This window comes from Halopseudomonas sp. Lyrl_26 (assembly GCF_051948695.1).
GTDB classification, from domain to species: domain Bacteria; phylum Pseudomonadota; class Gammaproteobacteria; order Pseudomonadales; family Pseudomonadaceae; genus Halopseudomonas; species Halopseudomonas formosensis.
This window is the reverse complement of record NZ_JAYJLH010000009.1, coordinates 76,686-91,542: the sequence shown is the minus strand read 5'-3', so window position 1 is coordinate 91,542 and position 14,857 is coordinate 76,686. Positions and strand designations below refer to the sequence as shown.

The 14,857-nt window shown below is 63.9% G+C and carries 16 protein-coding genes; 1 reads left to right on the top strand and 15 read right to left on the bottom strand.

Features of this window, described 5'->3' with window-relative positions; genetic code table 11:
* The first annotated feature begins 622 nt into the window (after positions 1-622).
* Positions 623-1,609 carry an IS110 family transposase gene (locus tag VF673_RS11675; RefSeq protein WP_440292064.1) on the top strand — a complete coding sequence of 329 codons (987 nt, stop codon included), beginning with the start codon at positions 623-625 and terminating at the stop codon, positions 1,607-1,609.
* A gap of 336 nt (positions 1,610-1,945) precedes the next feature.
* Here the strand turns inward: VF673_RS11675 and flhB are convergent, their stop codons facing one another.
* The 15 genes from flhB to fliE all read right to left on the bottom strand — a co-directional run bounded on the left by flhB (position 1,946) and on the right by fliE (position 14,846).
* On the bottom strand, positions 1,946-3,079 hold the full coding sequence (gene flhB / locus VF673_RS11670; protein WP_440292063.1) for a flagellar biosynthesis protein FlhB: 1,134 nt from the start codon (positions 3,077-3,079) through the stop codon (positions 1,946-1,948).
* Positions 3,079-3,855, bottom strand: a complete 777-nt coding sequence (gene fliR / locus VF673_RS11665; RefSeq protein WP_440292062.1) for a flagellar biosynthetic protein FliR — start codon at positions 3,853-3,855, stop codon at positions 3,079-3,081. Before fliR ends, flhB begins: the two co-directional genes overlap by 1 nt.
* Positions 3,855-4,124: a flagellar biosynthesis protein FliQ gene (gene fliQ, locus VF673_RS11660; RefSeq protein WP_440292061.1), complete on the bottom strand. Its 270-nt coding sequence runs from the start codon at positions 4,122-4,124 to the stop codon at positions 3,855-3,857. Before fliQ ends, fliR begins: the two co-directional genes overlap by 1 nt.
* Before the next feature lie 102 nt (positions 4,125-4,226).
* The gene (gene fliP / locus VF673_RS11655) at positions 4,227-4,979 is read right to left on the bottom strand and encodes a flagellar type III secretion system pore protein FliP (protein WP_320331114.1); all 753 of its coding nucleotides are present in this window, start codon (positions 4,977-4,979) and stop codon (positions 4,227-4,229) included.
* The gene (gene fliO, locus VF673_RS11650; protein ID WP_440292060.1) at positions 4,976-5,395 is read right to left on the bottom strand and encodes a flagellar biosynthetic protein FliO; all 420 of its coding nucleotides are present in this window, start codon (positions 5,393-5,395) and stop codon (positions 4,976-4,978) included. The genes fliP and fliO overlap by 4 nt, the downstream gene beginning before the upstream one ends.
* Before the next feature lies 1 nt (position 5,396).
* Positions 5,397-5,858: a flagellar motor switch protein FliN gene (gene fliN, locus VF673_RS11645; RefSeq protein ID WP_440292059.1), complete on the bottom strand. Its 462-nt coding sequence runs from the start codon at positions 5,856-5,858 to the stop codon at positions 5,397-5,399.
* 69 nt (positions 5,859-5,927) lie between these two features.
* Positions 5,928-6,899, bottom strand: a complete 972-nt coding sequence (gene fliM, locus VF673_RS11640) for a flagellar motor switch protein FliM (RefSeq protein ID WP_440292058.1) — start codon at positions 6,897-6,899, stop codon at positions 5,928-5,930.
* Between the two features lie 10 nt (positions 6,900-6,909).
* Positions 6,910-7,428, bottom strand: coding sequence for a flagellar basal body-associated FliL family protein (locus VF673_RS11635; protein WP_440292057.1), 519 nt, complete (start codon positions 7,426-7,428; stop codon positions 6,910-6,912).
* Positions 7,429-7,663: 235 nt separating this feature from the next.
* Positions 7,664-8,932, bottom strand: a complete 1,269-nt coding sequence (locus VF673_RS11630; protein WP_440292056.1) for a flagellar hook-length control protein FliK — start codon at positions 8,930-8,932, stop codon at positions 7,664-7,666.
* 108 nt (positions 8,933-9,040) lie between these two features.
* The gene (gene fliJ, locus VF673_RS11625; protein ID WP_440292055.1) at positions 9,041-9,499 is read right to left on the bottom strand and encodes a flagellar export protein FliJ; all 459 of its coding nucleotides are present in this window, start codon (positions 9,497-9,499) and stop codon (positions 9,041-9,043) included.
* A complete protein-coding gene (gene fliI, locus VF673_RS11620; RefSeq protein ID WP_440292054.1) occupies positions 9,492-10,841 on the bottom strand; it encodes a flagellar protein export ATPase FliI in 1,350 nt (449 codons plus the stop codon). Before fliI ends, fliJ begins: the two co-directional genes overlap by 8 nt.
* A complete protein-coding gene (gene fliH / locus VF673_RS11615; protein ID WP_440292053.1) occupies positions 10,834-11,613 on the bottom strand; it encodes a flagellar assembly protein FliH in 780 nt (259 codons plus the stop codon). Before fliH ends, fliI begins: the two co-directional genes overlap by 8 nt.
* Before the next feature lie 117 nt (positions 11,614-11,730).
* A complete protein-coding gene (gene fliG, locus VF673_RS11610; RefSeq protein WP_440292052.1) occupies positions 11,731-12,747 on the bottom strand; it encodes a flagellar motor switch protein FliG in 1,017 nt (338 codons plus the stop codon).
* The gene (fliF, locus tag VF673_RS11605) at positions 12,740-14,467 is read right to left on the bottom strand and encodes a flagellar basal-body MS-ring/collar protein FliF (RefSeq protein ID WP_440292051.1); all 1,728 of its coding nucleotides are present in this window, start codon (positions 14,465-14,467) and stop codon (positions 12,740-12,742) included. The genes fliG and fliF overlap by 8 nt, the downstream gene beginning before the upstream one ends.
* Before the next feature lie 43 nt (positions 14,468-14,510).
* Positions 14,511-14,846, bottom strand: a complete 336-nt coding sequence (fliE, locus tag VF673_RS11600) for a flagellar hook-basal body complex protein FliE (protein ID WP_090541219.1) — start codon at positions 14,844-14,846, stop codon at positions 14,511-14,513.
* Between the last annotated feature and the right edge of the window lie 11 nt (positions 14,847-14,857).

The window sequence follows — 14,857 nt, the reverse complement described above, 5'->3', positions numbered from 1 at the left end:
GGTTTCCGGGAAGCAGCTCCCCGGGGTGTAGCGCACCTGCGCTACGCCTGCGTTGTCTGCGCGCGCTTACGTCGGCGAGCCGGTGCGCCCCCGGGAGGGACGAGCACCAGCTCGTCCGCGGTGCAGCAGGAGGACGCACCCATCGAGCCGGCAGGCGCGCTGCGCTGTTCGCACCCGGGGCGGGTGCTCCTATAAGGTGACGACGCCAGGGAGGCGAGCTTGGCGTGTCCAATCGCGGCCCTTGGGCTCGAGGTTTCCGGGAAGCGTGCTCCCCCGGGGTGTAGCGCACCTGCGCTACGCCTGCGTTGTCTGCGCGCTTACGCCGGCGAACGGGTGTACCCCCGGGAGGGACGAGCACCAGCTCGTCCGCAGTGCAGCAGGAGGACCGGTCCATCGGGCCAACCGACGCGCTGCGCTGTTCGCACCCGGGGCGGGTGCTCCTTGTATCTCTCCCCGAGTGTTGATTAGCTATCAACACTTTGGTCGGACGCAAGCCTGTGGTGCTCCTGAGGGCAATGACCCTGCGACGTAGATCAGGCTCCGACCTTTCTCTCAACCTGTACGGTATCCGGGCTCTCCCCAGGCGGGATGAAGCCGCATAGACAAGGCGAGGAATGGAGAGATGGCATTTGTTGGCATTGATGTAAGCAAAGACAAGCTGGACGTGCTGTGGCTGCGTCAGAACGTACCGCTGAAAGTGAAAACCAGGGTGTTCCGCAACCACCGCCCGTTACTCCAAGAGGTGGGCCAGTGGCTGCTCAAGCAGACGGAAGAAGCCCCGGAAAACATCCATGTAGTGCTGGAAGCAACCAGCATATATCACGAGAACCTGTGCCATGCGCTGCATGAGGCGGGCTTTATCGTCTACGTAGCTAACCCCGCCAGGGTGAAAGACTTCGCCCGCAGCGAAGGTGCGCTGAACAAGACAGATAAAAAGGACTCACTGGTACTGGCTTTGTACGGCCAGGAGAAACACTCGCGGTTAGTGCGGTGGCAGCCTGAAGCGCGAGAGATCAGAGAGTTGCGCTCTCTGATGGCCCGCCTGGAGGCGCTGGAGAAAGATTTGCGGCGGGAACAGAATCGGCGAGAGAAGGCGCTGATGACACAGACCAACCTGCGCGTCATAGAGTCTATCGAAGACATGATCGGCGCGCTGAAAGAAGAAATCCGCAAACTGAAGAGCGATATCGACCAGCATATCAATGGGCACCCCGAGTTGAAGCAGGATCGCGAACTCTTGCAGAGCATTCCGGGTGTGGCCGAGGTTTGTTCTGTACAGCTGTTGTCCGTCCTGCGTAGCCGAGACTTCGGCTCTGCCAGGGAGTGCGCTGCCTTTGTTGGTTTGGTGCCGGTGCATACTCAGTCAGGCAGCACATTGCGTAAACAGTCCAGGATCAGCAAGGCTGGTCGAAGCAGCGTACGACAGAAGCTCTACATGGCAGCCATAACAGCCTCCCAGTACAACCCCGATGTGCGGGCACTGAAAAGACGAATGGCAGCAAAAGGTAAGGCGGGAATGACCATTGTCGCGGCTGCTATGCGCAAGCTGATACATATCGCCTTCGGAGTGTTAAAGCATCAGCAAGGATATGTGCCGCAAGCCGCCTGAAAGGGCTTGCAGCACATTAGGGGAGACGGTATCTACAAGGTGACGACGCCAGGGAGGCGAGCTTGGCGTGTCCAATCGCGGCCCGTGGGCTCGACGTTCCCGGGAAGTGGGCTCCCCGGGGTGTAGCGCACCTGCGCTACGCCTGCGTTGTCTGCGCGCTTACGTCGGCGAGCCGGTGCAGCCCCGGGAGGGACGAGCACCAGCTCGTCCGCGGTGCAGCAGGAGGGCCCGCACATCGAGCCAGCAGGTGTGCGACGCTGTTCGCACCCGGGGCGGGTGCTCCTACAGGATTACGACATCCGGAAGGCGGGTTCACGGCAGCCGCCGTGTTCCGTCTTACTCGTCCCGGCGCAGATCCTCCGGGATCGGCGGTTCGGGCATCGGGCCGGGACGCTGTCCCTTGCCCTGCTGATACTGGCGGATCTGGTAGACATAGGCCAGCACCTGGGCCACGGCGAGATAGAGGCCGGCCGGGATCGGCTGCGAGAGTTCGGTACTGTAGTACACCGCCCGTGCCAGCGGGGGCGATTCGAGGACGATGACATCGTGCTCGGTGGCGACCTCGCGGATCTTCTGCGCCAGAAGGTCGGCGCCCTTGGCCACCACCACCGGCGCGCCGGATTGCACCGGGTCGTATTTCAGCGCCACCGCGTAGTGGGTCGGGTTGGTGATTACCACGTCGGCCTTGGGTACCTCGCCCATCATGCGCCGCTCGGCCATTTCCCGCTGCAGCTGGCGGACACGGGACTTGACCTCGGGCTTGCCCTCACTGTCCTTGTACTCGTCGCGCACTTCCTGCTTGGTCATTTTGGTCTTCTGCTTGTTATCCCAGATCTGGAAGGGCACATCCACTGCCGCGATCAGGATCAGCGCCGATGCCAGCAGCACCAGTGACGTGCCCAGCACCCAGGCACTGTGGGCGATGGCCGTGGGCAGGGGCTGGCTGCCCAGCGCCAGCAGATCATCGGTGCGCATGTTGAGCACCACCAGGGCCATGACCAGCACCACCAGAAACTTCGCCAGGGCCTTGAGCAGCTCGACCAGAGCCTTGATGGAGAACATCCGCTTGAGCCCGGCCAGCGGGTTGAGCCGTTCGCCCTTGGGGGCCAGCAGCTTGGCGCTGAACAGCCAGCCGCCGAGCAGCACCGGGCCGACCAGCGCTGCCACCAGCAGCATGAACAGCAGCGGCGCCAGCCCCGAAAAACCGTGGTTGAGTGAAGACAGCAGGTGCAGGCCCATGCTGTCGGTGTTGTAAAGGGCCTCGCGCTCTATGGAAAAGTTGTACACCATCAGATCCATCAACCGCTGCGCCAGGCGCGGGCCGAGCATCAGCAGGCCGACTGCCGCCACCATGACCACGGCCAGGGTGTTGAGCTCCTTGGACCGGGCAACCTGCCCTTTCTCCCGGGATTCCTTCTGGCGTTTCGCCGTGGGTTCTTCCGTGCGTTCCTGGCCGCTGTCTTCCGCCATCAGCGCGCCCCCACCATTTCCCGCAGCCAGATCAGGGCTTCGGAGGCCAGCAGGTGATACTGCCCGGCGGCATTAACCAGCAATACCCAGAGAATGAACAGACCGAAGACCAGGGTCAGCGGAAAGCCGATGGAGAAGATGTTCAGCTGGGGGGCGGCGCGCATCATCACGCCGAAAGACAGGTTGACGATCAGCAGCGCGGTGACTGCCGGCAGACCGATAAGCAGCGCTGAGGCCATGACCCAGGAAAAGCGCAGCACCAGGGTGTGGAAGTCCACCGCCTGCAGGGTCTGACCGATGGGCAGCGTGGTGAAACTCTCCACCAGCACCTCGATCACCACCAGATGTCCGTTGAGCGCCAGAAACAGCAGGGTCACCAGCATGGTGAACACCTGGGCCACGACCGCCACGGAAATCCCCATGGCCGGATCGTTCATCGAGGCAAAACCCAGCCCCATCTGCATGGCGATGATCTGCCCGGCAATCACATGGATCTGGAACAGCAGCTGCAGCAGAAAGCCCATGCTGGCACCGATCAGTATCTGCTCGGCAATGACCACCCAGGTACTCAGCGCCAGGGGCTCGAGCTGCGGTACTTCGGCAATCTGCGGCGCCACCAGCGCGGTCAGGGCCAGCGCCAGGTACAGACGGATGCGCATCGGCAACAGCTGGGTACCTATCACCGGCATGGTCATGAGCACTGCACCGATACGGAACAGCACCCACAGATAGCCGGCTATCCAGCGGCCGATATCACTGCCCGCCAGTTCGATCATCAGCCGATCAGCCCCGGAATGCTGCGGTACAGCTGGTCAGTAAACTCGATCAGCTGGCGTACCAGCCAGGGACCGAGGAAGATGATGGTGACAAAGGTGAACAGCAGGCGCGGCAGGAAGCTCAGCGTCTGCTCGTTGATCTGGGTAGCGGCCTGAAATACCGCCACCAGCAGACCGACCAGCAGACTGGGCACCACTATGACCGCGACTATGGTGGTGGTCAGCCAGAGTGCCTGGCGGAACAGATCCACTGCTACTTCAGGTGTCATTGTTCAGTCTCCTCCATGGAGCCGGAGCCCGCGTGTATATCTGGCGGCGAGCCGATGCTCGCCAACCCGGGGAAGCCGGCAGTGCGGAGTCACGCACGTCCCCTAGGTCACTGCAAAACTGGCGGCCAGGGTACCTATGATCAGGGCCCAGCCGTCGACCAGCACGAACAGCATGATCTTGAAAGGCAGCGAGATGATCAGCGGCGACAGCATCATCATACCCATGGCCATGAGCACGCTGGCCACCACCAGGTCGATCACCAGGAAGGGGATGAAGATCATGAAGCCGATCTGGAAAGCGGTCTTGAGCTCCGAGGTAACGAAGGCGGGTACCAGGATATGAAAAGGCACGTCCTCGGGCCCGGTCAGATCGGTGCGTTTGGCCAGCCTGACGAACAGCTCCAGATCGGTCTCCCGGGTCTGCGCCAGCATGAATTCACGCATGGGACCACCCGCCGCCTCGAGCGCCTGCTGGGGTGCCAGCTGCTCGTTCAGATAGGGCTGCAGCGCATCGTTGTTGATGCGCTCGAACACCGGGGCCATGATGAACAGGGTGAGAAACAGCGCCAGCCCTATGAGGATCTGGCTGGAAGGCGTCGACTGCAGCCCCAGAGCCTGACGCAGGATGGCGAACACTATGATGATGCGGGTGAAGCTGGTCATCATCATGACGAACGCCGGAATGAAGGTCAGCGCACTCATCAGCAGCAGTATCTGCAGGCTGACCGAGTAGGTCTGCTGGCCCTCGGCGTCGGTGGTCAGGGTGATGGCCGGCAGACTCAGAGGGTCGCCGGCGGTCTGGGCAAACGCCATGGGCGTCAGCAGGGTCAACAACAGCAGCGCCCAGCGCATCATGGCTTCTGGTCCCTCTTCAGCATTGCCTGCAGCTTGCGGGCGAAATCGCCACCGCCAGCTCCAGCATCATCCGTTACCGGTTCTTCCAGCACATGCAGGGTGGTGATGCGCCCGGGCGATATGCCCAGCAGCAGCTGCCGGCCACCGACCTCGACCAGGGCCAGGCGATCACGCGGCCCCAGCGGATAGAGGCTGATGACACGGATATGCTGGCCGCCCTGGGGCGCCAGCGGGCCGACCCGGCGCATCAGGTAGCCGAGCAGGAAGATCAGCCCGACCACCACCAGCAGCCCCAACCCCATCTGCACCAGCTGACCCGTCAGGTTGGTGCCGGGCCCCGGTTCCGCAGCGGCCGCAGTCAGCGGCAACGCCAGCAGCCCCGTCAGCGGGGCGCACATCAACCGGCGCAACAGCATGTCAGCTGAGCTTCTTGATACGTTCGGCCTGGCTGATCACGTCGGTCAGGCGAATACCGAACTTCTCGTTGACCACCACCACTTCGCCATGGGCGATCAGGGTACCGTTGACCTTGACGTCCAGCGGCTCCCCTGCCAGTCGATCCAGCTCCACCACGGAGCCCTGATTGAGCTGCAGCAGGTTGCGGATGGTGATATCAGTATTGCCGACTTCCATGGAAATGGTCACCGGAATATCCAGAATCACATCCAGATTCGGTCCATCCGTGCCACCGAACAGATCACCTCCGGCCTGCCTGGTCGGCGCACCGAAGTCCTCCATCGGAGGACGCGACACGTTGTCTTCCAGCATGGCATCGATATCATCCTGACTGGCATTGCCCGCCTCGTTCAGCGCAGCAGCCCACTCATCAGCCAGCGCCTGCTCCTCTGCACTGATGTCGTCCTTATTGTCCTCAGCCATCTTGCCTGATCCTCACTTGCCTGAATGCATTATGCGCATTGTTACAGCCTATACCCTGCCGCCAACAGATCAACGTGGGCGGGTGATCGGCCCCAGAATCTGCAACGCCAGGTTGCCTTTGGCCGCACCCAGCCGCGCCTTGAAGGTCGGTACGCCATTGGCGCAGAGCACCATATGTTCGGGCATTTCCACCGGAATCACATCGCCGGGCTGCATGCTCAGCAGGTCTCGCAGCTTCAGCTCGCGCCGCACCACGGTGGCGCTGAGCGGCACCCTGGCGGCGGTAATCTCTTCACGCAGGGCCCTGACCCAGCGCTCATCGTGCTCGTCGACATCCGACTGCACCCCCGAATCGAGCACCTCGCGCAGGGGCTCGATCATCGAATAGGGCATGGTCACGTGCATCTCTCCACCACCGCCATCGAGCTCGATATGGAAGGTGGAAACCACCACCACCTCGCTGGGGCTGACGATATTGGCCAGAGCCGGGTTGACCTCGGAGTTGACGTATTCGAACTGTACATCCTTGACCGCCTGCCAGGCCTCCTTCAGATCGACGAAGGCCTGCTCCAGCACCATGCGCACTACCCGCAGCTCAGTGGGGGTGAACTCGCGGCCCTCGATCTTGGCATGCCGACCATCGCCCCCGAAGAAATTGTCCACCAGCTTGAACACCAGACGGGCGTCGAGGATGAACAGGGCCGTGCCGCGCAGGGGCTTCATCTTCACCAGGTTGAGGCTGGTCGGGACGTACAGCGTGTGAACATATTCGCCGAACTTCATCACCTGGACGCCCCCCACCGAGACGTCGGCGGAGCGGCGCAGCAGGTTGAACATGCTGATGCGGGTGTAGCGGGCGAAGCGCTCGTTGATCATTTCCAGCGTGGGCATGCGCCCGCGCACTATCCTGTCCTGGCTGGTCAGGTCGTAGCTTTTTACGCCGCCCGGCTCACTGTCCTGCTCACTGTCAATGATGCCCTCGTCCACCCCGTGCAGCAGGGCATCGATTTCATCCTGGGAAAGCAGATCCTGAACCGCCATATTATTCTTCCTATTGCAGAACCAGATTGGTGAACAGTACCGACTCGATTATCGGCTTGCCGAGCTCCTGCTCCATCAGGCTCTGTACCGCAAGGGTGGCCTGCTCGCGCAGTGTTTCCTTGCCTTCGGCAGTCATCAGCTGTTCGAAATCAGCACTACTGAACAGCATCACCAGTTGATTGCGTATCAAGGGTGAATGTTCCTTTGCTGCTGCCATGGCTTCGGGGTCGCGGCCCATGAGGACCACGCTGACCTGCATGTAACGCTGGCGCCCGCCATGGGCATAATTCACGGTGAAGGCTGGATCCAGCGGCTGATAGAGCGCCGGCAGCCGGGCCGGCTCCCTTGCCGCCGCGCTGACCGCGCCGTTGTCGTTGCCGTTGCTACCGGACAACAGTGCGTAGGCCAGCCCCGCCGCCGACAGCAGGAAAGCCACCAGCCCCACGCAGATCAGGATCAGGGACTTGCTCTTTCCTTCGGGTTGTACTTGCGGAGCCTGCTGCTGGGCTCCCGCCTGGTTTCTTGCCATGACAAATTTCCGTCGCCAGATGGCGCTTGATCGACTGTAGTGAATCACTGCATTGATCGTGCCAGAAGCGCAACGGATGCGCGGCATCCAGCACAGGTGCCGCACAAGGATAAAGCCCGGCGCGGCAAATGTCTCACTTTGTCATGCGGATCCACAGGGTCCTGACGTGATTGCAGCGGGGAGAGGAAGAGCGGGCCGGGCCGCAGCTGCGGGCACGCCCCGAAGCCAGGTCGGATTATACGTAGTAGTCCACCAGTCCGCGCAGCGGTCGTTCGACCCGCTGCGTAGCAGCGGCAACCTGTTCTGTGTCGGCATCGCCGCGCCCTGAATTGCCGGTGCCGCCCTGCCCGCCCGAGCGCTCCGCCAGCTGCCCGTCACCCTGACGGGACTGCTCGCCGGCGGAACGGTCTGCGACGGTAACCTGGGTCTGCTCCAGGCCCTGGCCGGCAAACATCTCGCGCAGGCGATGCATCTGACCTTCCAGCGCTTCCCGCACGCCGGGGTTCTGGCTGACGAACTGAACCTGCAGTTCCTGACCGCGGTTCTGGATATGAATCTCCAGCGGTCCCAGCTCCGCCGGGTCCAGCTGGATCTCCACACTGCGCAGGTTCTGGCTGGACATCCACATCACCCGCTCAACCATGGCCTCGCCCCAGCTCTGATGGCCGAAGGGCACCGTAGCCGGCTGCATGGCGGCCGCTACCGGGCGAGCGGTCAGCGGCGCTGCGGCGCTGCTCGAGGCAGCATGGCTGCGGCCCAGACCTTCCAGCGCGTCGCCCTCCTCTCCCAGCCCGGTACGGGCGGGGTCCATCTGCTCCAGCAGCCGGCTGAACTGGGTGGCGGTCACCGGTGCCGCCTCCCCCATGGTGCGCTGCAGGGCTGCCAGGTCCTGCTGCCCCGGCAGCTGGACCGTGGCAGACTGGCCGGCGGGCGAAGCGGTTGCCACGCTCGGGGCGGTCGACATCTTGGTCGTACTGCTGCGGACAGTATCGGTCAGCTGCGCAGCACCGTCGGCCCGCCCGCCGGGCGTGCCCGCATCCGCGTCCAGCATCCCAGCCTCCGGGTTGGTTACCGGAAGCTGGCCCTGGGAGTTGATGCCCGGCATCCGGGTAACGGGCTGGGCTGCGGAGCCTGGCTCCCCACCGGGGGTTGCGGTCCCGGGTACAGCGCCGGGCTGCAGCAACTGCATCCACTGGCTGATGACGGCCAGCGCCTCACCACTCACAGGCTCGCCGTCCTGCTGCGGCAACTGCTCGATCAATTGCTGCAACTCGGACGGCAAGACCTTGCCGTCAACGGCAAGGCTTGCCTCCTCCAATGCCGCCAGCTGGTCCGCGCTCAGATTGCCGACCAGCGACTCCAGCTCCTCGGGCAACTGCTCGGCAAGCAGACCGGCGAACAGCTCCCCACCCTCGCCCACCGTTGATTTCTGCGGGCTGGAGCTGCCCTGAGCAAGGCGCAGATCGCTACTGAAGATGGCCATCAAGGCCTGACTGGTGGACATCGGGACTCTCCATGAAAGACGCAATCGCGGTCAATTGCAGCCTGCCCGCGGCAGGATTTGTCTGTGCTGCAGGTTATGGAGCAACTTCCGGGCCAATGCGGCGCCGGATCATTCGTTGCTGGAGCTGCGCTGACTGAACAGGCGCTGGGTCAGCTCATCCAGCAGCTTCTGCTCCTGCTTGTCAGCCCGGGCCCGGGCCTCTTCCCGGTAACGCTCGATCAGCTTGCGCAGCGCCTCGACCCGCTGGTAGCGCTGGCGCCAGTTATCCCGGGCCCGCTGCAGGCTCGCGGCATACCAGTCCACCGTCTGCCTCTGCTGCTCGATGGCCACGTGCATCTGGCTCATGAAGCGCTGGTAGTTGATCAGCCAGTCACGGCCCACACCCTGACTGCCGCGCTGGGTCCAGCCCTTCTCGTATTCGCTGGCATAGTGCTCCAGGTCACGCAGGCGGTTACCGGCGTCCTCCAGCTGCCGCTGGCATTCCCCGAGGGAACGGGCGGCCTTGCGCTCCTCTTCCAGCGCCATGTCCAGCACCGGCGCCATGCGTCTGGCTCTGGGATCAGTCATTGATCAGCTGTTCCAGCTCCGCGCGGCTCTGTTCCAGACTGAAACTTTCCCGCAGCCCCTGGCGCAGGAAGGCCTGGATGGCGGGCATCCTGGCGATGGCCTTGTCGGTCATGGGGTCCGAGCCGGCGGCGTAGGCGCCGACACTGATCAGATCACGGCTCTGTTGATAGCGGGCGTAGAGCTGCTTGAGCTGCTGGGCCTGACGCAGGTGCTCGGGGGTGACTATCTGCGGCATGGCACGGCTGATCGAGGCCTCGATATCGATGGCCGGGTAGTGCCCTTCTTCGGCCAGCCGCCGCGACAGCACAACGTGACCATCGAGAATGGCCCGCGCGGAATCGGCAATGGGATCCTGCTGGTCATCCCCCTCCGACAGCACGGTATAGAAGGCGGTGATGGAGCCGCCGCCCTGCTCGGCGTTACCAGCCCGCTCGACCAGCGCCGGCAGTCTGGCAAAAACCGAAGGCGGGTAGCCCTTGGTCGCCGGCGGCTCGCCGATGGCCAGGGCAATCTCCCGCTGGGCCTGGGCATAGCGGGTCAGGGAATCCATCAGCAGCAGCACGTTCTTGCCCTTGTCGCGGAAATATTCCGCCACCCGGGTGCAGTACATGGCGGCGCGCAGGCGCATCAGCGGCGCATCATCGGCGGGGGAAGCCACCACCACGGAGCGCGCCAGGCCTTCGGTACCGAGAATCTCCTCGATGAACTCCTTGACCTCGCGACCCCGTTCACCAACCAGACCGACCACGATGATCTCCGCCTCGGTGAAGCGGGTCATCATGCCCAACAGCACGCTCTTGCCCACGCCGCTACCGGCAAACAGCCCCAGACGCTGACCGCGACCCACGGTCAACATACTGTTGATTGCGCGGATGCCCACATCCAGCGTTTCGTCAATCGGATGGCGCTTGAGCGGGTTGATGGTCGGACCGTCCAGGCTGACCCAGTCCTCGCAGACGAAGGCGCCCTTGCCGTCCAGCGGTCGACCGATGCCGTCCAGCACGCGACCGAGCATGCCGCTGCCCATCGGCAGCTTGCCCCCGCCCGCGGAGGGCACCACGCGGGCGCCGGGCTGCATGCTCTGCATGCGATCGACCGGCATGAGATAGATCTTGCTGCCGGCAAAGCCAACCACCTCGGCTTCGACCCGTTCCTCCCCCTGGGGCGTCTCGTTGATCACCACGCAGCGGCTGCCGACCTGGGCCTTCAGGCCCTCGGCCTCCAGGGTCAGGCCGACCATGCGGATCAGCCGGCCCTCGACCACAGGTGCCGCGGGCAGCTCCACTGCCGGCACGTAGCCGCTGAGCCGCCGGGCGAAGCTGATACGCCGGGCTTCAGCCATCAGCGCTTTCTCCGCTGAGATCCAGATCCGCCGCCGGCGGATTGGCGCGCTGCTCGCGCCGCTGATCATGCAGCTGCTGGATTACCTGTTGCAGGCGTGTCTCGCGACTGGCGTCGACCTGGCTGTGCTCGGCCTCGACGCGGCAGCCGCCGGGCAGCAGCTGGTCGTCCTCCAGCAGGCGCCAGCTCTCCTCATGGCGCTCGCGGATGGCCCTGACGGTTTCGAAATCGGTGGGATTGAGATAGATGCGGATCTGCTCGGCCCCCACGGGCAACGCCTTGAGCGCACCGCGCAGGACCTGACGGATCTGGCTGGAGTCGCTGTGCAACTCGCGCTGCGCCACCTGGCGCACCATGGTTTCCACCAGCTCCAGCAGCATGTCCTCGATCTGCTCGTCCTGATCGCGGACAGGCTCCATCAGGTGGGTCATCAGCGCTTCCAGCTCAGCCACCCGGGCTTCCAGACGCTCGCGGGCCTCCTGCTGGGCCTTGAGCTGGCCGGAATGGAAACCGTCACGCTCGCCGGTAGCAAAGCCCTCGTTATAGGCCTCGGCGCGGATCTGCTCCAGTTCCTCGACGGTGAAGGGCTTGACCTCGGGTTCCTCGGGGATCTCTTCGACCGCAGGTGCCTCCACCTCCGGTTCAGGCTCGGCCTCGGGCGTGTCTTCCCGGGGCACGTGGTGGCCGTCCAGATCGAAACTGGGCAGGTCCCAGAGGTTGAAGGCCTCCACCCGGTCGGCGCGGATCAGATCGCTGTCATTCTTGTCACTCATGCCACGGTGTATCCCCTGTCAGTCCTGCCCACGCTCACCCTGCCTGTGAAAGCGTCCGCGGGTGCGCCGCCCCCGGCCCGAAGCCAGGCCCTCTCAGAGGCTCAGACGCCCCGCGTATCAGATCATTTCCTCGGCACCCTTGCCACCGAGAACGATTTCGCCGGCATCGGCCATGCGCCGGGCAATGGTGAGAATTTCCTTCTGCGCCGCCTCCACCTCGCTGATGCGGACCGGCCCCTTGGCCTCCAGATCGTCCTGCAGCAGCTCGGAGGCGCGCTTGGACATGTTGCGGAAGATCTTGTCCTTGACCTCGTCGTCAGCACCCTTGAGCGCCACGACCAGCACCTCGCTGGAGACTTCGCGCAGCAGCAGCTGGATACCCCGGTCGTCCACGTCGGCAAGATTATCAAACACGAACATCAGATCCTCGATCTTGTTCGACAGATCCTCGTCCATTTCACGGATAGCCTCGATCAGCTGTGCTTCGGTCGAACTCTCCAGGTAGTTCATGATGTCCGCCGTGCGCTTGACCCCACCCATGTTGGCGCGGGTGGTGTTGGAGTTGCCGGCGAACTGCTTCTCCAGCACCTCGTTGAGCTCCTTGAGCGCCGAGGGCTGTACGGTATTGAGCGCCGACACCCGCAGCAGCACGTCCAGTCGCACCTTGTGATCGAAGTAGCTGATCACCTCGGCGGCCATGTCCGGGTCCAGATAGGCCACGACGATGGCCTGAATCTGCGGATGCTCGTAGCGGATCACATCGGCGACCGCGCGGGGCTCCATCCACTTGAGGCTGTCCAGCCCCGATGTGCTGCCACCCATGAGAATGCGGTCGACCAGACTGTTGGCCTTGTCTTCACCCAGGGCCTGGGTCAGCATGGTGCGGATGTAGCCATCGGCGCCGACCCCCAGACCGGTCTGGTCGCTGGCCACCTCGATGAAGTCCGCCATCACCTGCTGCACCTGATCCCGATTGACCGTGCGCAGGCCGGCCATGGCGCTGCCGACGCGTTGCACTTCCTTGGGGCCCATGTGCCGCAGCACCGCTGCTGCGTCGGACTCACCGAGGCTCAGCAGAAAGATCGCCGCCTTGTCCAGCTTGCTCAGCTTCTGGGTACGCCTGTCGTCACTCATCGGAATTGATCCACTCCTTGACCACCTGGGCCACCCGGCCGGGGTCTTCGGCCAGCAGGCCCTTGATCGCATTCAGCTGCTGCTCGTAACCGGCACCCGGCGGCGGCAGCAGCACCGGCCCGGAGGTCGGCCCGGACAGGCTGACAGTATCATCACTCAGTTCGTCGGTCAGCAGAGGGTCATTGCCCGCCGCGGGATAGGGATAGTTGTCGGCAGGCTGGCGATTGCCGCCGCCGATACCCTTGAGCACCGGGCGCAGCACGCCGAAGACCAGCACCAGCACGAACACCACGCCCAGTATCTGCTTGGCGATATCCCAGAACCAGGGCTGACTCCAGAACGGGATCGGCGGGATCTCCAGCACTTCTCCGGTGGGTACGAAAGCGGCATTGACCACGCTGACGCTGTCGCCGCGGGCCTCATCATAGCCCACCGCATCGCGCACCAGCCGGGTCAGACTGGCCAGTTCCGCTTCACTCAGCGCCACGCCGACCATCTCGCCGGTTTCGGCGTTGAGCTGCTGGCGGTTGTCCACCACGACGGCTACCGACAGGCGGGTCAGCCGGCCCTGTTGCTGACGGCTGTAGCTGATCTGCCGGTCCAGCTCGAAGTTGCGGGTAGCCTGTTCACGGCTGTCGCGGGGCGGTGCAACGACCACCGGCTCGCCGGTCTCCGGATCGATCACCTGCTCCGGTACCGAGGTGGTGCCCGGAGGCTGGTTGCTCAGGGCACCGGGGATACCGACCGGCGCCTGCCCGGCCACGCGCTGCTCGCTGAGCACCTGCTCGCTGCGCAGCACGGCGTCAGGACTGAAGCTCTCGGCGGTGGATTCCAGGGTACTGAAGTCCACATCGGCGGACACCTCGGCACGATAACGGCCGTCGCCCAGTACCGGTTGCAGGATGCTGTGCACGCGTCGGGTGTAGGTATCTTCCAGACGTCTGGTGTGCTCGAACTGGCGACCGGCAATGGTCAGCTCGTTGAGCTCGTCCTGATCGGACAGCAGGTTGCCGTGCTGGTCGACCACCGTCACCTGATCCTTGCTCAGCTCGGGTACGCTGGTCGCCACCAGATTGACGATGGCCATGACCTGGGCGGCCTCCAGCTTGCGCCCGGCATAGAGCTCGAGCAGAACCGAGGCGCTGGGCTTGCGGTCATCCCGGACAAACACGGTGGAGCGCGGCATGGCAATGTGCACCCGCGCCGCCTTGACGTTGTAGAGACTGGAGATGGTCCGGGCCAGCTCGCCTTCCAGGCCCCGGCGATACTGGGTGGTCTCCATGAACTGGCTGGTACCCAGACCGCGCTCGCGGTCGAGAATCTCGAAACCGACATTGCCGTCACCCTGGGCCACACCGGCACTGGCCAGCTGCAGGCGGGCATCGGCCAGATCCTCGGAACGCACCAGCAGCGCGCCGCTGTTGGGCTCGACCTTGTAGCGGATGCGGCTCTGCTGCAGCACCTCGACCACCTGGCTGGCGTTGAGGTTGTCCATGCTGCCATACAGCGGGCGGTATTCAGGCTGCTGGGACCAGAGCACCACGGCAAAACCGATCGCCACACTCGCCGCCAACCCCACCAGCAACGCGAACTGGCGCAGCATGGGCAGCTGGGCGAGATTATCCAGAAAGCCCAGCCCCGGCAGCGGGCGGCGCGGCGTCTCCGGCAGAGCCGGGTCGGGGCGCGTGGCGGGCGTATTGGGAGTGGTGGCAGCGTCCATCAGGTGTTTCCTCGGTCAGGCACAGCGCAATCGGCCAGCTGGATCAGATAGGCATCTTCATGATGTCTTCGTAGGCGGTGATCAGCTTGTTGCGCACCTGGGTCATCGCCTGGAACGCCACGCTGGATTTCTGCGATGCTACCATCACCTGAGCCAGATCAATGCCCGGCACCCCCCGCTCGTAACCGCTCTGCAACTCGGCGGTGGTCTGCTGCAGTTCATTGACCCGGTTGACTGCCTGCTGCAGCAGATCATCGAATGCCGGCCCCCTGGTTTCCTGGGGCGCTGCGGGCGCTACCGGTTGCGGACGGCTCATCGCTTCCAGTTGCATGGAGCGCATCTGCAGCATCAGACGATTGAATTCAACACCCTGTGTCATTCACATTCTCC